This is a genomic window from Streptomyces sp. NPDC015661, from assembly GCF_043077765.1.
In the GTDB taxonomy this organism is placed as follows: Bacteria; Actinomycetota; Actinomycetes; order Streptomycetales; family Streptomycetaceae; genus Streptomyces.
On the sequence record NZ_JBIBST010000001.1, the window covers coordinates 739782 to 758375 of the forward strand.

Below are 18594 nucleotides of genomic sequence, written 5' to 3' on the forward strand. Positions count from 1 at the left end.
GTGTGGTCCGCGCTCACGTCGTGAGCAGGAGCTTGCCCGTGGAGTGGCGGCTCTCCAGCCGGGCGTGCGCGTCCGCCGCCCGCTCCAGGGGGTGGACGGCGCCGCAGGAGACGGACAGCTCTCCGGTGGCCACCCGGTCCAGTACTTCCGCGGCCCGGGTGCGCAGTTCGGCGGGGCCCGCGATGAAGTGGTCGAGGTTGGGGCGGGTCACGCTCAGCGAGCCGCCCGCGTTGAGCCGCTCCAGGTCCAGCGGCGGCACCGCCCCGCCCGCCCTGCCGTGCATCACGAGCGTGCCCCGGGGCCGCAGGGCGCCCAGGGAGCCTTCGAAGGTGGGCCCGCCCACGCCGTCGTACACCGCCGCCACGCCCTCGCCGCCGGTCAGCCGGCGGACCTGGGCGGGCACGTCCTCGTAGCCGATGACCTCGTCCGCGCCCGCGTGCCGTGCCGCCTCCGCCTTCTCGGCCGAGGAGACGGTGCCGATCACGCGCCCGCCGAGCAGTTTCACCCACCGCACGAGCAGCTGGCCGAGTCCGCCGGCCGCCGCCTGCACCAGCACCGTCTCCCCGGGGCGCACGTTGTGGCTGTCGTGCACCAGGTAGTGCGCCGTCATGCCCTGCAGCAGCACCGTCGCCGCCGTCGCGGCGTCCACCTCGTCGGGCAGCGGCACCGCCCGGTCGGCGGGGATCACGGCCAGTTCGGCGTACGCGCCGGGCAGGTTGACCCAGCCGACGCGGTCACCGGGGCGCAGGCCGTCCACGCCGGGCCCCGTCTCCACCACCCGGCCCGCGGCCTCCTGGCCGGGGATCAGCGGGTAGCGGGCCGGGTAGCGGCCGGAGCGCAGCTGCACGTCGATGAAGTTGACGCCTGCCGCCTCCACGGCGACCAGTACCTCGCCCGGTCCCGGGCGGGGGTCGGCGGCCGTCACGTACCGCAGTACCTCCGGGCCTCCCGGCTCGGTCACCACGATGGCTCTCATCACGTGTCCTTCCTGGAATCGCTGCTCGATGCGGCACCGCGAAGCCGCTTCTCAGAGGGGCAGTTCGGTGAACCAGTCGCGGTGCTCGTCGCTCTCGCCGCGCACCAGCCGGGTGTACGCGGCCTCCAACCGCGCGGTGACCGGCCCGGGCTGGCCCGTGCCGACCGGCAGGCCGTCGATCGAGGTGACCGGGAGGATCTCCCAGGCGGTGCCCATGAAGAACAGCTCGTCGGCCAGGTACAGCTCGCTGCGGTCCACCTCGCGCTCCTCGACGGGCACGCCGAGCTCGCGCAGCAGGGTGAGGGCGGTGGAGCGGGTGATGCTGTCCAGCACGCCACTGGTCAGCGAGGGGGTGATCACCACGCCGTCGCGGACCAGCGCGAGGCAGGCGGCGGCGCCCTCGGTGACCTTGTGACGCTCGTTGAGCAGGATCGGCCAGTCGTGGCCGTTCTCCCGCGCCTCCATCAGCGCCAGGCGGCCGTTGTGGTAGTTGGAGAACGCCTTGACCCGGGGCGGCATGGAGGCGTCGCCGATGCGCAGCCAGGAGCTGACGGCCGCGCGGCAGCCTTGCGTCCGCTTGAGTCCGCTGTCGAACGGCCAGGTGTCGACGACCAGTTCGCAGCGGGCGCCGGCGGGCACCATCTGCTCCCGGATGATGCCTTCGGGGAAGGCCCAGGGGCGGATGTAGGCGTCGTCGCGGTAGCCGTTGGCCCGGATGGTGCGCACCACCGCGTCGATCATCTCGTCGGTGCTGTACGGCAGGTCGAGACGGCAGATGCGGGCGGAGAGCCGCAGCCGGTCCAGGTGCTCGCGCAGCCGGAACAGCAGCAGGCGCTCGCCGTCCGCGGCCCGGTACGCCTTGATGCCCTCGAAGACGGCGGCGGCCGAGGCGTGGCCGACGGCGTTGACGTGGATCCGGGCCTCCTCCCAGGGCAGCAGTTCACCGCTGCGCCAGATCCAGTCCGGGTGCCCGGCACCGGGGCTGGCGAGGGCGCCCGCCGCGCGGACGGGCGCCGCGGGGTGCTGGGCAGGGGTGTCGCTCATCGGGAGAGGCTTCCTTCCGTCTGCTGGTCGAAATGGAACTCGTCGAGCGAGTCGAGTACGGCGAACGCCCCGTCCAGGGCGGCGCCTTCGGCGGCTGCCGACGGCACCAGGACGCAGCGCAGTCCGGCGGCACGCGCGGCGCGCAGACCGACCGGGGAGTCCTCGAAGGCGTACGCCTCCCGTGGGGACAGGCCGGCCCGGCGCAGGGCGAGCAGGTACAGGTCCGGTGCGGGTTTGCGCCGCTCCACGAGGTCGCCGGTCACCAGTGAGGCGAAGCGGTCGCGGACGCCGAGCCGCAGCAGGTGCGGCTCCACCCAGTCGGCGGACGAGCTGGACACGACGTGGGCGGCGACGCCGCGCCGCTCGGCCTCGTCAAGGAGGGCGGTGACGCCCGGCCGCAGTCCCTGCGCGCGGCAGAGCTCGGTCTTCAGCGCGAGCCGCCACTCCCGCTCCTCCGGGGGCACCGGGGCGCCCAGCTCGGTCGCCAGCCGGGCCAGCGCCAGCTCCTCGCCGTCGTGCCGGCCTGCCATCCGCCGCCACAGGCTGTCGGGGAAGTCGAGCCCGTGGGAGGCGAACAGCGTCGTCCAGGAGTCGCGGGCGGCCTGCTCGGTGTCGCAGATCAGCCCGTCGAAGTCGAGGAGGATCGCTCGCACGGCCATGTCACCGGACCCCTTCCGCTGCGGCGGCCGGCGCGACGGCCGGGGCCGGGGCCCGTACCGGACCCAGGACGCGGCGGATGTAGTCGCTGGTGAAGCGGCCCTTCGGGTCCAGCTGTGCCCGTACCCGCTGGAAGTCGTCCCAGCGCGGGTAGCGTTCGGCGAGGACCGCCGCGTCCGCGGTGTGCGCCTTGCCCCAGTGCGGCCGGCCGCCGTGCTCGCGCATGACCGCCTCGACCGTGCGCAGCAGCACCCGGTAGCGGGCGCTCCTGGGAACGGTGAGGTTCACATAGCCGGTGGGTCCGCCGTACGCGGGGCTGAGCGGGGCGTCGTCGCCGGCGCCGACGCGCACCAGCACCGAGTAGGGGGAGTGGATGCCGCGGCCGCGCAGCGCCGGCCGCAGGGCGCGCATCGCCTCGGGCACCCGCTCCAACGGCAGCGCGTGCTCCAGGGCGTGGAAGCGCACCGGCTGCGGGAAGGTGTGGACCCGGTGCCCGGTCCCGGTGTACGGGTCGGTGTCGCCGCCGGGGAACCAGCCCGTGAGCCTCGGTACCGCCGCGGGGACGCCCGCTCCGGCGAGTCCCAGCGCGCCGGCCCACAGCTCGCCGGCCGTGGTCCGGTAGCGCCGCCGGTCGCCACCGGCGGTGACCGGCTCGGTCGTGCGGTGGCAGGCCAGGGTGCCCGCCGTGTCGCCCCAGGGCTGCCACGACAGGGTCACGTGGTCGGCGCTGCCCGCCCACTGCCCGAACCGCTCCAGGACGGCGTCCAGCGGTTCGCTTCCCGAGACCGCGCGCAGGTTGTACGCCGGTACGCAGCGCAGGGTGATCGTGGACAGCACCCCCAGGGCGCCGAGGGAGACGCGGGCGCAGTCCAGGAGTTCGGGGTCCTCCCGGGTCAGCTGCCGCACCTCGCCCTCGGCGTCCACCAGGCGTACGGCCAGGACCTCCGCCGCCAGCGGCGGGTGGGCGAGCCCGGTGCCGTGGTTGCCGGTGGAGATCGCGCCGGCCACCGTCTGCTCGGCGAGGGTGCCGATGTTGGGCAGGGCCAGCCCCTCCCGGTGCAGGGCGGCGGCCAGTTCGCCGAGCCGGGTACCGGCCCGGACGGTGACCGAGGGGGTGTCGTGGTCGACGGCCACGACACCCCGGTAGCGGGTGAGGTCCAGCAGCGCGTCGTCGGTGGCCGCCAGGGCGTTGAAGGAGTGGCCGGTGCCGGCTGCCCGGAGGACCAGGTCCTCGCGGGCGGCCCGTGCCACGGCCTCGGCTATGCCGTCCTCCGTCTTCGGCCTGCTCAGCTGCAGCGGGGAGCACTCGGCCGCGTGGGACCAGGTGCGCCAGCGGTGTCGGGTGTTCATCTCACGGCGTCCTCGGGGGCGTCGGCGGGGAGGTCGGCAAGGAAGCGGTGCAGGGCGTCACGCCAGTGCGGCAGGACCAGGCCGAGCCCGGCCAGCCGCTCCGTGCCGAGGGTCGAGTCGACGGGCCGGCCGCCGATGAACCCGCACTCCGCCATGGGCAGCGGCAGCGGCTGCGGTCCGGTGCCGAGCACGGCGCGGATCTCCTGGCCCACCTCGTACCAGCTGGCGGTGCCGCTGTTGGCGATGTGCACCGTGCCGGTGACCGGGGTCTCGCGGGTCAGCAGGAAGACCAGCGCGTCGGCCAGGTCGGCGGTGTACGTCGGCAGGCTGAACTGGTCGTGGATCAGCCGCGGGGCCTCGCCCCGGCGCAGCTGCCGCACCGCCGCCAGGACCACGTCCACCTTCTCGTCCGCACCGCCGAAGAGCCAGGAGGTGCGGATGTTGAGGTGGCCGGGGACGAGGGAGCAGATCCGCTCCCCCGCGACCTTGGTCAGTCCGTAGACGCTGAGCGGGTTGGGCAGGTCCTCCTCCCGGTAGCCGCCGGCCGGGGCGCCGAGTCCGTCGAAGACGTAGTCGCTGGAGAGCGACATCAGCCGGGCCCCGTGCCGCCGGCAGGCGGCGGCGATGTTGCGCAGGCCCTCGATGTTGACCCGCAGGGCCGTCTTCGGGGAGGTCTCGCAGGTGTCGACGACGGCCAGCGCGGCCGTGTGGATCACCACGTCCGGGCGGAAGGCGTCGACGCAGGAGTCCAGCGCCTCCCGGTCCGCGATGTCGAAGTCGGCGAGGGACACCCCGAGGAGCGGCCAGTCCCGGGTGGCCGGGCTCGCGGCGAGAGCAGCCGTCAGAGCCCGGCCGAGCATGCCGTCGGCACCGGTCAGAAGGATCCGCGTGGGTCGCATCACAGGTGTCCGAACTCCGCGAGCAGCTGAGCGAGGGTGGCACCGGAGTTGATCTTCTCGCGGATCGTCTTCTCCTTCCCGATCTGGAAGCGGGTGCCCTCCAGGACCTCCTCGGCGCTGTCCTTCGGCACGACGGCGATGCCGTTCTCGTCCGCGACGACGATGTCGCCCGGCTCGATCACCTGGCCGTCGATGACCACGGGGACGTTGAACTGCACGGGCTCGGTGCGGTCGTGCACCGCGCTGGGCGAGGGGCGCGGGACGGTGCTGCGGTACCAGACCGGGAAGTCCAGGTCGCGGATCTCGTCCACGTCGCGGATCGCGCCGTCGACGATGCCGCCGGCGATGCCCGCCTTCATCGACAGGGTCGACATCAGCCCGCCCCACATGGCGGTGCGCTTGGTCTCGTGGCAGGCGACGACGATGACGTCACCGGGCTTGGCGCGGCTGAGCAGCGGCATGCAGTCGACCAGGTCGTCGATGGACAGCGCGACGGTGAGCGCGGGGCCGGCGATCTTGTGGTGCGGCTTGACGGGCAGCAGGCCGCCGATGCCGCCCACCCGGGCGCGGGCGTCGGTGACGAGGCAGCTCGGGCTGTACTCGTCGGTCACCTCGCGGAAGGCCTGGACGAGCTCCTCCGGGGGGCGGGTGACGTCGTTGTAGACGGTCTTCACGGGATGTACTCCTCGGGTTTCGGGTGTCAGAGGGGGTGTTGCCGGGGGCGGGGCCGGGCTCAGACCCGGGGGGTGGCCCCTCGGGAGGCGAGGTCCAGCGGGCCGGGGGTTCCGGTGCCCGAGGCCTCCGCGCGGATGGTCCGCGCGAGCTGCTCCGCGTGCAGGCCGTGGGCCTTGAGGGCCTCCTCGTCGGTGCCGCAGCGCGGGACCTCGGTGAGACCGACGCCCCGGAAGGACGGCAGCGCGGCGGGGGCGATCTCCAGCAGGGTCCGGGCGATCCGGTCCGCCTGGCCGCCCTTGACGTAGTGGTCCTCCACCACGATCAGGCGGTCCGCGCCGGCCACGAGGGTGGTCAGCCAGTCGGCGTCGACCCGGTTCAGCCAGGGCAGTTCCACGACCGTGAGGTCGATGCCTTCGGCTTCGAGCAGCTGGGCGGCCTTCAGCAGCTGGCCCAGGACCACCGGTCCCGCGCCGACGGCGACGGTGCGCCCGCCGGCCCGGACGATCCGGCCGACGCCGGTGCGCAGTTCCTCCGCACCGAGCGCGTCGACCTCCGCCGGTACGGCCACGCTGGCGATCCGCAGGTAGACGCTGTGCGGCGTGTCCAGGCAGTACCGCACGGCGGCCCGCGCCCCGGCGGCGTTCGCCGGCTGCAGCACGACCGTGCCCGGCATGGCGCCGATCGCGCTGACGTCGCGCACCGCCTGGTGCGAGTGGCCCGGCTGGGCCGGGAGCAGTCCGGCCAGTGCGCCGGCGTACACGACCTTCCGGCCCTCGGTCGCGTTGTTGTAGATCTGCTCGTTGGGCCGGGAGTGCAGGAAGCAGGAGAAGGAGTGCACGAACGGCAGCAGTCCGCCCGCGGCCATCCCGCCGGCCGCCGAGACCATGTCCTGCTCGGCGATCCCGAACTCGAAGAAGCGGTCGGGGTGGCGCTCCGAGAACGGGATCAGACCGGTGTCGAGCACCAGGTCCGCGTCCAGGGCCACGATGTCCGTCCGCTGCTCGGCCTGGGCCGCCAGCTCGTCGCCGTACGCCTGGAACAGCCGCAGGGACGGCGGCGCGGGCGGGACGCGCGGCGCCTCCTGCACGAGGCGCAGCGGCTCCAGGCCCGAGCGGCGCAGGATCTCGTCGGCGGCGGTGACCAGTTCGGCGTGGGCCGACCGGTGGTCCTCGTCGCTCGGGGCGCCGCTGTGGTACTGGTACATCCACTCGTCGGCCGGCATGGAGGTCGCGGCGAAGGTCGCGCAGCCGCCGCCCTTGATCGTGTCGGCGACGATCACGACCGGACGGTCCGGGAACGCCTCGGCCCGCTTGCGGAAGGCCGCCTCCAGAGCCTGCTGGTCGTGCCCGTCGACGCGCAGCGCGCCCCAGCCGAACGCCTCGAACTTCGCGATCAGGTCGCCGAGGTCGTTGACGTCGGCGACCCAGGTGTCCGACTGGATCTTGTTGTGGTCGACGACGACCGTCAGCTCGCCCATCGCGTGGTGGGCGGTGCTGCCCAGGGCCTCCCAGTTCTGGCCCTCCTGCAGCTCCCCGTCGCCGGTCATGACGTACACGCGGCGCCGGCGGCCGAGCTGCCGGTCGGCCAGGATGAGGCCCTTGGCCTTGGAGATGCCCATCCCGAGCGAGCCGGTGTTGAACGGCATGAACGGGGTGTGCACGTCCGGGTGTCCGGGCAGTCCGTCGATCCGGCGCAGCCGGTGCACCAGGTCCTCGGGCAGCGCGCCGAAGCCGATCAGGGCCGAGTACAGGCCGGGGGCGTCGTGCCCCTTGGAGGAGAAGTAGACGTCACCGCCGTCGGTGCAGGGGTCGGTCATCTCGTTCAGCAGCAGGTGGCTGAGGACGTCGGCGGCGCTGAAGCTCGAACCGAGGTGGCCCGAGCCGGCGCGCATCACCATGTAGAGGGTGTTGATCCGGCACAGCGCGGAGAATGCCCGCGTGCGCTCGTAGGGGTCTTCGATGCCGGTGCGCACGCGGTCGAACTCCGCGAGCGGAACCCGGCTCAGGGGCAGGTTCATGTATGACTCCGTAGGAGGAGGGCCACCGGGACTTCGCGGCCGGGGATCACCAGCAGGTGTAGCCGCCGTCGACGAGCAGTTCCTGGCCGGTGACGTAGCTGCTCTGGGCCGAGACGAGGAAGAGCAGGGGACCGGAGAGGTCCTCGGGCTGCGCCATCCGGCCCATCGGTACGCGGTCGGTGAACTTCGCCCGGAACTGCGGGTCCTGGTCGCCCAGCACACCGCCGGGGGAAAGGGTGTTCACCCGGACCCCGCGCGGACCCCACAGGGCCGCGAGGTAGCGGCTCAGCGCGCCGATTCCGGCCTTGGACATGCCGTACGCGGGCGGCTTGAGGAACGGCGGGTCGCCGGCCAGGTGGTCGTAGAGCGGCGGAAACGGTGCGACGTTTCCGTACAGCGAACCGATGTTGACGATGGCGCCGTGGCCCTGGGCCGCCATCACCGAGCCGAAGACCTGGCAGACGCGCAGCGCACCGAGGGCGTTGACGTCGAGGGTCATGGCCGACAGCTCTTCGGGGACGTCCTCGAAGAGGAAGTTGCCCACCCGGGAGGAGGGCGGCTGGTCGATGCCGGCGTTGTTGATCAGGATGGTGGGCGTGCCGAACCGCTCCTGGCACCACCGCAGGGACTGTTCCAGCGACGGCCGGTGGGTCACGTCCGCCCAGACGGCGGCGTAGTCCCCGCTGCCTTCCCGGTCCGCGACCTCCTGCACGTCCTTCGGCGGCGTCTCGTCGAGGTCCAGGCCGACCACGTGCGCCCCCGCGGCCAGCAGGGTCTGGCTCCACAGCCGGCCCAGCTTGCCCGCGGCACCGGTGACGACGGCCACCTCACCGCGCAGGTCAGTGGACAACGACTCCCTCCGTCGCCAGGGCCGGCGCCTCCTGTCCGGGCGTACCGGCCGCCGCGGGGAGCGGGTCCGCCGTGGGGATCTCGTCCAGCGGGCGGAAGTCGGCCGCGTCCGCCAGGTCCTGGATGCGGACGGTGTCGTCGGCGCGCAGCGGCATCAGCAGGGCGCGGCCCACCACGAGACCGGAGAGGTACGGCTTCATGCCGTCGCCCGGCGAGCGGTACGCGAGATCGTCCTCCGTCAGCACGTGGCCGACGGGCAGGTCACGGGCCGCGACGATCTTCTTGCCCATCTTGCGGACGGCCGGCGCCTCGGTGGCGCTGCACTGCTTGACCGGGGAACCCAGCGACTCACGGGTGCGCTCCAGGCCGGTGACGAGCTCGGCGAGCTGCACCGGGTCGAGGGAGAACTGGTGGTCGGTGCCGGGGAGGGTGCGGTCCATCGTGAAGTGCTTCTCGACGACGCGCGCACCGACGGCGTGGGCCAGGAAGGCGGCCTCCGGGCCGAGGTCGTGGCCGGAGAAGCCGATCACGACGTCCGGGAACTCGCGGCGGAAGGTCTCGATGACGGAGAGGTTGAGGTCGCCGGGCGCGGCCGGGTAGACGGCGGTGCACTGCAGCAGGGCGAGCTGCGGGTTCAGGGGGAGGATGGTCTCCACCGCGCGGCGCACCTCGTCCATGGTGGCGCCACCGGTGCTGACGATCAGCGGCTTGCCGGTCTTGGCGGCGTACTCGAGGAGCGGGGTGTTCGTCACGTCCGCGGACGCGATCTTGATGGCGGGGAGGTCCAGCTCGACGAGGAAGTCGACGCTCGGGCGGTCGAAGGCGGTGGAGAAGAAGTCGATGCCGACCTCGGCGGCCACCTTGGCGAGGTGGACGTACTCGGCGCGGCCGAACTCCAGGGCCTCGCGGTGCGTGCCGTAGGTGGGGCCGTAGCTGTTGCGGCCGGTGTACGGCTGGTCGTACATGGCCTTGGTGAACAGGGACTTGTTGTCCCGCTTCTGCAGCTTGGCCGCGTGGGCGCCGGCCGCGGCGGCCGCGCGGAACAGCTCTTCGGCCTTCTCCAGGCTGCCACCGTGGTTGTGGCCGATCTCGGCGATGACGTAGGAGCCGGTGTCGTCACCGACACGGCGGCCGGCTATCTGGAATTCACGCATGGTTGGGCACCATCCCTTGACGGTCAATTGGGGGCGGACATTCCATTACAAAAAGGGCACCGATGGGCGGCCGTGGCCCCCCGCCGCCGTACGGCGTCACGGAGGGCTACGGCCTGGCGCGCGGGGCGCCGGAGAGGTCAGGCCTTGGCGGTCGCGCTGTCCCAGCCCGGATCGATGGGCATGCTGTCCCAGCCCGGATCCCGGGGGGTGGTGGAAGCCTCCAGGTGCGCCACCGCGGCGGGCGAGCCGGTCGCGTCGACGGCGAGCGCCGAACCGGCCGCCAGGATTGCGCCGGCGAGTACAGAACCCGCCAGGGTGGTCATTGCTCTGGAACGAAGTGCCTTCACGTCTCCCCCTTCGGTGACCCCGGGCTCTCGCCGGGGCGATGACCCAACCTTGGCAGCCGAGGGTGCGGGTGCGGGGCGCGCGGCCGGTGTCCTCATTTGACCTGGCAACAAGGAGATAGCCGCGAACCTGGACATAGCGGGACGTCCGAGCCGCCGGGCCGCGCCCCACGACAACGAAGCGCGGGCGCGGGGCCGTTCGCGGGCGCGGGCGAGGGGCCGCCCAGGGGGCACCGAGGCGCCCGGGCGCGGCCACGGGGCCGCTCGGGGGTGTGACCACCGAGCCGCCCGGGGTGCGGCCCCGGGATGCGGCCCCGGGATGCGGCCCCGGGATGCGGCCCCGGGGTGCGGCCCCCGCGCACGCAACACCCGTGCGCGCGTGACCGATTCGCAACCGAAATCCCCTCTCGTCCGAGACCCACTGCGTGTACACGTCATTACGCTCAGCAGTCATGTCCCTCACACCCCCCGCACCTCCCGTCCACCCCGTGTACGTCATCGGCGGCGGACCCGGCGGGCTCGCCGTCGCCGCCGCCCTGCGCGCGCGGGGCGTCCGGGTCGTCGTCCTGGAGAAGTCCGACGCCGTCGGAGCCTCCTGGCGCGCGCACTACGACCGGCTGCGCCTGCACACCACCCGGCGGCTCTCCGCGCTCCCGGGCCTGAAGATCCCCCGCTCCTTCGGCCGCTGGGTCGCCCGCGCGGACGTCGTCCGGTACCTGGAGACGTACGCGGAGAAGCACGAGCTGGAGGTCGTGACCGGGGTCGAGGTCCACCGCGTCGAGCGGGCGGGCGCGGACTGGGTCCTGCACGCCACCGGCGGGCGCCGGCTCACCGGGCGCGCGGTCGTGGTGGCCACCGGGTACAACCACACCCCGCACCTGCCCGAGTGGCCCGGCCGCGACACGTACGGGGGCGAGCTGAGCCACGCCCGGACCTACCGCAACCCGGAGCCGTACGCCGGGAAGGACGTCCTCGTCGTGGGGATCGGCAACACCGGCGCCGAGATAGCCGCCGACCTCGCCGGCGGCGGCGCGGCCCGGGTGCGGCTCGCGGTGCGGACGGTCCCGCACATCGTGCGCCGCACGACCCTCGGCTGGCCCGCCCAGCGCAACGGCATCCTGGTGCGGCGGCTGCCGGTGGCGCTGGTCGACCGGCTGGGCGCGCTGTCCTCGCGGTTCGCCGTGCCGGACCTCACGGCGTACGGACTGCCCCGACCCGACAAGGGCCTCGCCACCCGGCAGCGGGAGGGCGCGATCCCGGTCCAGGACGTCGGCCTGATCGACGCCGTACGGGCCGGGAAGGTCGAGATCGTCGCCGCCGTGGAGGCCTTCGAGGACGGCGAGGTGATCCTCGCGGACGGCAGCCGGATCACCCCGGACACGGTGATCGCGGCGACCGGCTACCGCCGCGCCCTGGAACCGCTCCTCGGCCACCTGGACGTGCTCGACGGCCGGGGGCTGCCGGTGACGCACGGGGCCCGGAGCCCGCGCGAGACGCCCGGCCTGTACTTCACGGGCTTCACGAACCCGATCAGCGGGATGTTCCGGGAGCTGGCGCTGGACGCGGAGCGGATCGCGCGGCGGATCGCGCGGGCGGCGGCGAGGCGAGGGGCGCATCAGGACGGTTGACCTGCACGGGTCGCACTACCTTCGGCACACCCATTCCTGACTGGGCGTCAGTTCTGTAATCTGACTGAGCGTCAGGTGTATACGGATGGGTGAAGGGCGGGCGACACACATGCTTGGATCGACTCACGGCACCTTCACCACCGATCTCCGCGCCCGCGTGGTCGCCTGCGGAGAGACGCCCGGGGGTGCCGTGCACGGCGTCACCGCCGTCGCCGGCGACGTGGACGTCAGCGGGCGGCCGCTGCACCTGCCCGTGCCCGACCTCGACCGGTTCTTCCGGCCCGAGTCCGTCGCGGTGATCGGCGCCTCCGACGCCGAGGGGCGGCCCAACACCGGCATCACCCGACAGCTGCTCGCCTGGGCCGAGCGGGTCGGCGCCCGGCTGGTCCCCGTGCACCCGGCCCGTACGAGCGTGTTCGGGATCGACTGCGTACCGTCCGTCGGCGCGCTCACCGAACCCGTCGACCTCGCCGTCCTCCTGGTCGCCGACCCGCTGCCCGTCATCGAGGAACTCGCCGAGACCAAGGTGCGGTTCGCCGTCGCCTTCGCCTCCGGCTTCGCCGAGACCGGGGAGGCCGGCGCCGCCGCGCAGGAACGCCTCGCCGCCGCCGTGCGCCGCTCCGGGCTCCGGCTCCTCGGCCCCAACACCAACCTCAACGCCTTCGAGCGCTTCCGCGAGGACCTCGAAGGCCCCGCCGTCGCCCTCATCACCCAGTCCGGCCACCAGGGGCGGCCCGTCTTCACCCTCCAGGAGCTCGGCGTCCGCCTCTCCCACTGGGCGCCCACCGGCAACGAGGCCGACCTGGAGACCGCCGACTTCCTCTCGTACTTCGCCGGACGGCCCGAGGTCGGGGCCATCGCCTGCTACGTGGAGGGGCTGAAGGACGGACGGTCCTTCCTCCTCGCCGCGGACCGGGCCGCGCGGCAGGGCGTGCCCGTGGTCGCCGTGAAGGTGGGGCGGACCGAGACCGGGGCCAGGACCGCCGCCTCCCACACCGGCAAGCTCACCGGCGCCGACCGCGTCGTCGACGCGGCGATGCGGCAGTACGGGGTGATCCGGGTCGACGGGCTCGACCAGCTCCAGGACACCTCGGCCCTCCTCGCCCGCGCGCGACGGCCGCTCGCCGACGGCGTCGTCGTCTACTCCATCTCCGGCGGTACGGGGGCCCACTTCGCCGACCTGGCCACGGCGGCGGGACTCGAACTCCCCACCCTCCACCAGACCAAGCAGGACGAACTCCACCAGTGGATCCCGGAGTACCTGAACGTCGCCAACCCCGTCGACAACGGCGGACACCCGGTCGGCGACTGGCGCGGCCGGAAGATCATCGACGCGATCCTCGCCGACCCGTCGGTGGGGGTGCTGATCTGTCCCATCACCGGGCCCTTCCCCCCGATGAGCGACAAGCTCGCCCAGGACCTGGTCGACGCCGCCGAGGCCAGCGACAAGCTGGTGTGTGTGGTCTGGGGGTCCCCCGTCGGGACGGAGGACGCCTATCGCACGACCCTCCTCGGCTCCTCGCGCGTCGCCACCTTCCGTACGTTCTCCAACTGCATCGGGGCCGTGAAGGCCTACCTCGACCACCACCGCTTCACCGCCGCCTACCGCTCCCCCTTCGACGAGGCCCCCCGCACCCCCTCCCCGTCCCTCCGCAAGGCCCAGGCCCTCATGCGGCCCGGCCGGCGGCTCAGCGAGCACGCGGCGAAGCAGCTGCTCCGGGCGTACGGGATACGGGTGCCGCGCGAGCAACTCGTGACGAGTGCGGCGGCGGCCGTGCGGGCAGCGGGGCTCGTCGGCTACCCGGTGGTGATGAAGGCCTCCGGCGCCCAGCTCGCGCACAAGACGGAACTGGGCCTGGTGAAGGTCGGCCTGACCTCGGCCAGCCAGGTACGGGACGCCTACCGCGAGCTCACCGACATCGCCCGCTTCGAGGAGATCGACCTCGACGGCATCCTCGTCTGCCAGATGGTCGGGCGCGGGGTCGAGATGGTGGTGGGCGTGACCCACGACGCACTCTTCGGCCCGACGGTCACGGTGGGCCTGGGCGGGGTCCTGGTGGAGGTCCTGAACGACACCGCCGTCCGCGTCCCGCCCTTCGGGGAGCGCGAGGCCCGCTCGATGCTCGGCGACCTGCGCGGCCGGGCCCTGCTCGACGGCGTACGGGGCGCCCCGCCGGCCGATGTCGACGCGCTCGTCGAGGTCGTGCTCCGGGTCCAGCGGATGGCCCTCGAACTCGACGGCGACCTCGCCGAACTGGACATCAACCCGCTGATGGTGCTGCCGCGCGGGCAGGGGGCGGTGGCCCTGGACGCGCTGGCGGTCTGCCGATAGGAGAGCCCGTGCCGGATGTGCTGCACACCGTCGAGAACGGTGTCTCGTGGATCACCCTCAACCGCCCGGAGGCCATGAACGCGGTCACCTGGGACCAGCGTGAACAGATCATCGCCCTCCTCGCCGAGGCCTCGGCCGACCCGGAGGTGCGCTGTGTGGTGGTGACGGCCACCGGTCGCGGCTTCTGCGCGGGCGCGGACCTGCGGGGCGCGCCGTCCGCCGGCGAGCGAAGCGAGATGGGGGTCCCCCCGGCCGAAGGCCGGGGGAGGGTGGCGGGGGACGTGGCCCGGATGATCCGCCTCGGCGCGCAGCGCTTCATCGGGGCCGTACTGGACTGCGAGAAGCCGGTGATCGCGGCGGTGAACGGGACGGCGGCCGGGATCGGGGCGCACCTGGCGTTCGCCTGCGACCTGGTGCTCGCGGCCGACTCGGCGCGCTTCATCGAGGTGTTCGTACGACGGGGTCTGGTCCCCGACGGCGGCGGGGCGTATCTGCTGCCCCGGCTGGTCGGGCCGCAGCGGGCGAAGGAGCTGATGTTCTTCGGCGACGCGGTGCCGGCGGCGGAGGCGCTCGGGATGGGCCTGGTGAACCGGGTGGTACCCGCCGAGGCGCTGGAGAAGACGGCCCGTGACTGGGCCGAGCGCCTCGCCCAGGGGCCGACCCGGGCCCTGGCCCTGACGAAGCAGCTCGTGAACGCGTCGCTCGACGTGGACCGTTCGGTCGCCTTCGCGGCGGAGGCGACGGCCCAGGAGATCAACATGACGACGAGGGACGCGCAGGAGGGGGTGGCGAGCTTCGTGGAGCGGCGGGAGGCACGGTACGAGGGGCGGTAGCGGAGGCCGTCTCCTCATATGTGTGCCGTGCGTGGCACGTTCACCGTTTTCGTCACTGTGCGTACCGGGTCGCGACTCCCGCCGACAGATGTCACTCTGGGAGTGAAACCTCTTCGCCGGTCCGCGGCCGCGTCCGGCCCGGACCGTTCGAAGAGCGACAGCGGACATGTCATGACGGTCCCACCTCAGAGTGCGCGCTCGTCGAGTCGCGCGGGGATCCGTCTCACGTTCGGCGTTCAGCCGAGACATGTATCGGTCGCTTCCCTGAACGCGGCATCCGGTGGGCGTGGTTCGGCGTGACGAGCAGGCTCCAGGCCTCGCGGCGGGAAGCACCCGCGCGACAACTGGAGTTTCCATGGCTCGATATGACGATCTCTACGTGATGGAGACGACGGCCGAACCGAGGCCGTCCGAGCAACCGTCGACCACGCGACAGCAGAACGGGGAGGACGCGCCCGGACGCACGATCCACCGGTACGGACGACTCAACATCGTCTCCGACGTGGACCACGCAGCGTCCACGGCCGTACCGAAGGCGTCGGATTTCGAGGACGCCAGGAACGGCCTGAAGGACGTCGAGAAGCTCGGGCTCGCGGCCCTCCGCCTGCGGCAGTCGGAGGGCTTCATCGCCGCCAAGGCCGACCGGCCGAGGGCCGGCGAGCGCTGGGACATGCCCGGCTGCACCACCGTGGTCCCCACCCCCACCGCGGCCACGCATCCCGGGGCGGCGTCGTTCGCCCCGCCCACGAGCGCCTACCTCGAAGGCAGCGTCGCGGTCGGGATCATCATCGTCCAGGGCCCCACCGCCGCACTGCAGTTCACCGACGACGAGCGGACGAAGGTCGTCGCGGAGGTCCAGAACGGGCTCGGGTGGCTGGCGGCCGCCAACCCGCTCGCCGGAGTCAGCTTCAGCTACGACATCCAGACCGTGTCGCTGTCGACCCAGCCCGACCCCTCGGCGACCGACCTCGAGGCCGTCTGGCGGGACCCCGCCATGGGCGCGCTCGGCTACAGCGCCGACTGGAACGGCGTCCTGTCCTACGTGGAGGCCATCCGGAGCCGGCTGGGCACCCGGTGGACGTACTGCGGCTTCTTCACCAAGTACCCCGTCGGCCACTTCGCGTACGCCAGCATCGGCGGACCCCGTGTGGTGATGGACTACAACAACGACGGGTGGGGCCCCGACAACATCGACCGGGTCTTCGCGCACGAGTCCGGGCACATCTTCGGCTGCCCGGACGAGTACGCCGCCAGCGGGTGCGACTGCGGCGGACGGTGGGGCCGTTTCGGCGTCAACAACGGCAACTGTGCCAGCTGCGCCTCGGGCGGCGGGTCGGCCTGCCTGATGAAGCAGAACGACTTCAGCTTCTGCGACTACACGGCGAGCCACCTCGGCTGGTCGGTGGTGACCCCGCTCTTCGCCCGGCACAGCGGCAAGGCGCTCGACGTCTCGGGCATCTCTCCGGACAACGGCGCGCCGGTCATCCAGTGGGACTACTGGGGCGGCAACAACCAGCGCTGGCGGCTGGAGGCGGTCGGAGACGGCTACGTCCGGGCGGTCGCCCAGCACAGCGGGAAGGTACTGGACGTCTCCGGCATCTCTCCGGACAACGGCGCACCCTTGATCCAGTGGGACTGGTGGGGCGGCGACAACCAGCGCTGGCGCTTCGACACGATCGCCGACGGAGTCCATGTGCTGATCGCGAAGCACAGCGGCAAGGCGCTCGACGTCGAGGGCATCTCCAAGGACAACGGCGCCCGGCTCATCCAGTGGGACTACTGGGGCGGCGACAACCAGCGCTGGCAGTTCCAGTTCCAGCCGCTCTTCGCCAAGCACAGCGGCCGGGCGATGGACGTGTCCGGCATCGACACGACGAGCGGCGCGGCCGTCATCCAGTGGGACTACTGGGGCGGCGACAACCAGAACTGGCGGCTGGAACCCGTCGGTGACGGCTATGTGCGCATCATCGCGAAGCACAGCGGCAAGGTGCTCGACGTCGAGGGCGCCTCGACGGACAACGGCGCCCGGCTCATCCAGTGGGACTGGTGGGGCGGCGACAACCAGCGGTTCCGGGTGGAGCCCGTCGAGGACGGCTACTTCAAGCTGACGGCGAAGCACAGTGGCAAGGTGGTCGACGTCTCGGGCATCTCCCTGGACAACGGCGCGCAGCTCATCCAGTGGGACTGGTGGGGCGGCGACAACCAGCGGTGGCGTCTCTGACCACGTCCGGTCCCGCCGTACGTGACGACCGTCCGCGGGGCCCGGCCCCGCGCCGAGCCCCGCGGACGGGCACACCGCAACGACCGCACCCGGATGGAGCAGGACGGTATGGACGAGAAGCGCGAGGTACTCGTGCTGGTCGAGGACGGTGACTGGGAGACCGTGGTCGTCGCGCTGCGCGCGCTCGGTCCGGTCACCCAGCTGCTGCCGCCGCGACTGGCTCTGGTCGCCCTGCCCGCGGATTCCCGCGGGGAGACTCCCGAGCTGCCGGGAACCGCGTGGTACGCGGACGACGTGCCGCCCGGGGCGTACGACCGTCTCTCCGATCAGGAGAAGCTGTTCGTGAACGCCTGGAGAGCCCGGCGCACCCCGAAGCAGCGCCCCGGCGACCATCTGCCCTGGGACGCCCCCGGCCGCATCCCTCCCGACCGGCCGCGGTAGGTCGCCGCTCGTCGTCCCCGGACCCTTCCCATCTGACGGACCGTCAGCTTCAATGGACGGTGTGATGGGACACGCGGGGATGGCGGCCACCGCCGTCCGACACCTGAGAGCGGCCGGTTCGCCGACGGCCGTGGAACCACTGCCCCGGCCGGTACTGCGCGCGGTACGGGAGGACGAGCGGCCGCCCGTCGACGCGGGCGAGTTCCGCCGCGTCCTCGGGCACTTCGCCAGCGGCGTCACGATCGTGACGGCCCTCGACGCGGACGGGCCGGCGGGCTTCGCCTGCCAGTCCTTCGCCTCCCTCTCCCTCGAGCCGCCCCTGGTCGCCTTCATGGTCGCCCGGACGTCGACCACCTGGCCCCGGATCGCGGCGGCCGGGACGTTCTGCGTCAACGTCCTCGGGGCGGGACAGGGCGAACTGTGCCGGTCCTTCGCGGTGAGCGGCGCCGACAAGTTCGCGGGCGTGGAGTGGGCCCCGGCCCCCGCCACGGGCTCCCCGCGCCTGGCGGGCGCGCCCGCCTGGATCGACTGCGCGATCACTGCCGTGCACACGGGCGGCGACCATCTGATCGTGGTGGGGCGGGTGGAGTCCCTGGGGGCGGAGGAGGACGGGTCTCCCCTGCTGTTCCACCGGGGGCGCTTCGGGGCCTTCAGGCCTCGATGAGGCCCGTGTAGACACCGATGCCGCCCAGCATGAACACCGTCAGGACGGCGAGCGTGCCCCACACGAGCACCGTGACGAAGGAGCCCCGGCGCGCGTGACGCGTGATGAGGGCCGCCGCCGTCATCGCTCCCCAGACCGCCGGCCACCACGGCCAGATCCCCTCGTACGCCACCAGGAGGGTCGCGGCGACACCCGCCAGGAGCAGCTGCCAGCCGCCCGGGCGGCCTCCGACCCGACGCCCGAGGCCCTCTCCCAGCCACACCGTCGGCAGGACGAACGCCAGGGACACCACGACCGCGGCGACCAGCACGAGCACCCCGAGGAACGGCAGCGCCAGGAAGGTCAGCGCGCTCATGTACTCCTCGTCCGGGCCCGGCTGCCTGGTGTCGCCGAGCACCATGCCCACCACCAGCGCCGCGGCCGCCTCCAGCAACAGCACCAGGGCCGAGACCCGCAGCATCCGGGCGAAGCTCCGCCCGTCGTCAGGACCGCTCATCGGCGATCACCCCC

17 protein-coding genes are annotated in these 18594 nt (G+C 72.9%); 6 read left to right on the forward strand and 11 right to left on the reverse strand.

What is annotated here, in order from left to right; translation table 11 throughout:
* Positions 1-13: 13 nt before the first annotated feature.
* From ACF07V_RS03540 to ACF07V_RS03585, 10 genes are all read right to left on the reverse strand, one after another.
* Positions 14-976: a quinone oxidoreductase family protein gene (locus ACF07V_RS03540; protein ID WP_392151187.1), complete on the reverse strand. Its 963-nt coding sequence runs from the start codon at positions 974-976 to the stop codon at positions 14-16.
* Between the two features lie 51 nt (positions 977-1027).
* Positions 1028-2020, reverse strand: coding sequence for a branched-chain amino acid transaminase (locus ACF07V_RS03545; RefSeq protein ID WP_392151188.1), 993 nt, complete (start codon positions 2018-2020; stop codon positions 1028-1030).
* Complete coding sequence (locus ACF07V_RS03550; protein WP_392151189.1) at positions 2017-2679, reverse strand: HAD family hydrolase; 663 nt, start codon at positions 2677-2679, stop codon at positions 2017-2019. Before ACF07V_RS03550 ends, ACF07V_RS03545 begins: the two co-directional genes overlap by 4 nt.
* Position 2680: 1 nt before the next feature.
* Positions 2681-4027: a D-arabinono-1,4-lactone oxidase gene (locus ACF07V_RS03555; RefSeq protein ID WP_392151190.1), complete on the reverse strand. Its 1347-nt coding sequence runs from the start codon at positions 4025-4027 to the stop codon at positions 2681-2683.
* Positions 4024-4926 carry a dTDP-4-dehydrorhamnose reductase gene (rfbD, locus tag ACF07V_RS03560; protein ID WP_392151371.1) on the reverse strand — a complete coding sequence of 301 codons (903 nt, stop codon included), beginning with the start codon at positions 4924-4926 and terminating at the stop codon, positions 4024-4026. The genes ACF07V_RS03555 and rfbD overlap by 4 nt, the downstream gene beginning before the upstream one ends.
* The gene (locus ACF07V_RS03565) at positions 4926-5600 is read right to left on the reverse strand and encodes an RraA family protein (RefSeq protein ID WP_392151191.1); all 675 of its coding nucleotides are present in this window, start codon (positions 5598-5600) and stop codon (positions 4926-4928) included. Before ACF07V_RS03565 ends, rfbD begins: the two co-directional genes overlap by 1 nt.
* Positions 5601-5659: 59 nt before the next feature.
* On the reverse strand, positions 5660-7618 hold the full coding sequence (locus tag ACF07V_RS03570; RefSeq protein ID WP_392151192.1) for a transketolase C-terminal domain-containing protein: 1959 nt from the start codon (positions 7616-7618) through the stop codon (positions 5660-5662).
* 46 nt (positions 7619-7664) lie between these two features.
* Positions 7665-8468, reverse strand: coding sequence for an SDR family oxidoreductase (locus tag ACF07V_RS03575; protein WP_392151193.1), 804 nt, complete (start codon positions 8466-8468; stop codon positions 7665-7667).
* Complete coding sequence (locus tag ACF07V_RS03580; RefSeq protein ID WP_392151194.1) at positions 8458-9621, reverse strand: N-acetylneuraminate synthase family protein; 1164 nt, start codon at positions 9619-9621, stop codon at positions 8458-8460. Before ACF07V_RS03580 ends, ACF07V_RS03575 begins: the two co-directional genes overlap by 11 nt.
* A 137-nt stretch (positions 9622-9758) precedes the next feature.
* Entirely contained in the window at positions 9759-9944 is a 186-nt protein-coding gene (locus ACF07V_RS03585; RefSeq protein WP_392151195.1) for a hypothetical protein, read from the reverse strand.
* Positions 9945-10417: 473 nt separating this feature from the next.
* On the opposite strand from ACF07V_RS03585, the gene ACF07V_RS03590 reads away from it, so the two are divergent.
* The 6 genes from ACF07V_RS03590 (at position 10418) to ACF07V_RS03615 (ending at position 18084) form a co-directional block, all read left to right on the forward strand.
* Entirely contained in the window at positions 10418-11593 is a 1176-nt protein-coding gene (locus ACF07V_RS03590; RefSeq protein ID WP_392151196.1) for a flavin-containing monooxygenase, read from the forward strand.
* 109 nt (positions 11594-11702) lie between these two features.
* The gene (locus ACF07V_RS03595) at positions 11703-13925 is read left to right on the forward strand and encodes an acetate--CoA ligase family protein (protein WP_392151197.1); all 2223 of its coding nucleotides are present in this window, start codon (positions 11703-11705) and stop codon (positions 13923-13925) included.
* A complete protein-coding gene (locus tag ACF07V_RS03600; RefSeq protein ID WP_392151372.1) occupies positions 13916-14758 on the forward strand; it encodes an enoyl-CoA hydratase/isomerase family protein in 843 nt (280 codons plus the stop codon). Before ACF07V_RS03595 ends, ACF07V_RS03600 begins: the two co-directional genes overlap by 10 nt.
* Positions 14759-15113: 355 nt before the next feature.
* Positions 15114-16979 carry an RICIN domain-containing protein gene (locus tag ACF07V_RS03605; RefSeq protein WP_392151198.1) on the forward strand — a complete coding sequence of 622 codons (1866 nt, stop codon included), beginning with the start codon at positions 15114-15116 and terminating at the stop codon, positions 16977-16979.
* Between the two features lie 108 nt (positions 16980-17087).
* On the forward strand, positions 17088-17420 hold the full coding sequence (locus ACF07V_RS03610) for a hypothetical protein (protein ID WP_392151199.1): 333 nt from the start codon (positions 17088-17090) through the stop codon (positions 17418-17420).
* Positions 17421-17499: 79 nt separating this feature from the next.
* Complete coding sequence (locus ACF07V_RS03615; RefSeq protein WP_392151373.1) at positions 17500-18084, forward strand: flavin reductase family protein; 585 nt, start codon at positions 17500-17502, stop codon at positions 18082-18084.
* Here ACF07V_RS03615 and ACF07V_RS03620 read toward each other — a convergent pair.
* A complete protein-coding gene (locus ACF07V_RS03620) occupies positions 18071-18580 on the reverse strand; it encodes a hypothetical protein (protein WP_392151200.1) in 510 nt (169 codons plus the stop codon). The two genes, ACF07V_RS03615 and ACF07V_RS03620, sit on opposite strands and share 14 nt — an antisense overlap.
* Between the last annotated feature and the right edge of the window lie 14 nt (positions 18581-18594).

Bases quoted from the DNA above. Each gene is read 5' to 3' on its own strand.
- ACF07V_RS03540 (WP_392151187.1), bottom strand. From the start codon at position 976: ATGAGAGCCATCGTGGTGACCGAGCCGGGAGGCCCGGAGGTACTGCGG.
- ACF07V_RS03545 (WP_392151188.1), bottom strand. From the start codon at position 2,020: ATGAGCGACACCCCTGCCCAGCACCCCGCGGCGCCCGTCCGCGCGGCG.
- ACF07V_RS03550 (WP_392151189.1), bottom strand. From the start codon at position 2,679: ATGGCCGTGCGAGCGATCCTCCTCGACTTCGACGGGCTGATCTGCGAC.
- ACF07V_RS03555 (WP_392151190.1), bottom strand. From the start codon at position 4,027: ATGAACACCCGACACCGCTGGCGCACCTGGTCCCACGCGGCCGAGTGC.
- rfbD (WP_392151371.1), bottom strand. From the start codon at position 4,926: ATGCGACCCACGCGGATCCTTCTGACCGGTGCCGACGGCATGCTCGGC.
- ACF07V_RS03570 (WP_392151192.1), bottom strand. From the start codon at position 7,618: ATGAACCTGCCCCTGAGCCGGGTTCCGCTCGCGGAGTTCGACCGCGTG.
- ACF07V_RS03580 (WP_392151194.1), bottom strand. From the start codon at position 9,621: ATGCGTGAATTCCAGATAGCCGGCCGCCGTGTCGGTGACGACACCGGC.
- ACF07V_RS03585 (WP_392151195.1), bottom strand. From the start codon at position 9,944: ATGACCACCCTGGCGGGTTCTGTACTCGCCGGCGCAATCCTGGCGGCC.
- ACF07V_RS03590 (WP_392151196.1), top strand. From the start codon at position 10,418: ATGTCCCTCACACCCCCCGCACCTCCCGTCCACCCCGTGTACGTCATC.
- ACF07V_RS03595 (WP_392151197.1), top strand. From the start codon at position 11,703: ATGCTTGGATCGACTCACGGCACCTTCACCACCGATCTCCGCGCCCGC.
- ACF07V_RS03605 (WP_392151198.1), top strand. From the start codon at position 15,114: ATGGCTCGATATGACGATCTCTACGTGATGGAGACGACGGCCGAACCG.
- ACF07V_RS03610 (WP_392151199.1), top strand. From the start codon at position 17,088: ATGGACGAGAAGCGCGAGGTACTCGTGCTGGTCGAGGACGGTGACTGG.
- ACF07V_RS03615 (WP_392151373.1), top strand. From the start codon at position 17,500: ATGGCGGCCACCGCCGTCCGACACCTGAGAGCGGCCGGTTCGCCGACG.
- ACF07V_RS03620 (WP_392151200.1), bottom strand. From the start codon at position 18,580: ATGAGCGGTCCTGACGACGGGCGGAGCTTCGCCCGGATGCTGCGGGTC.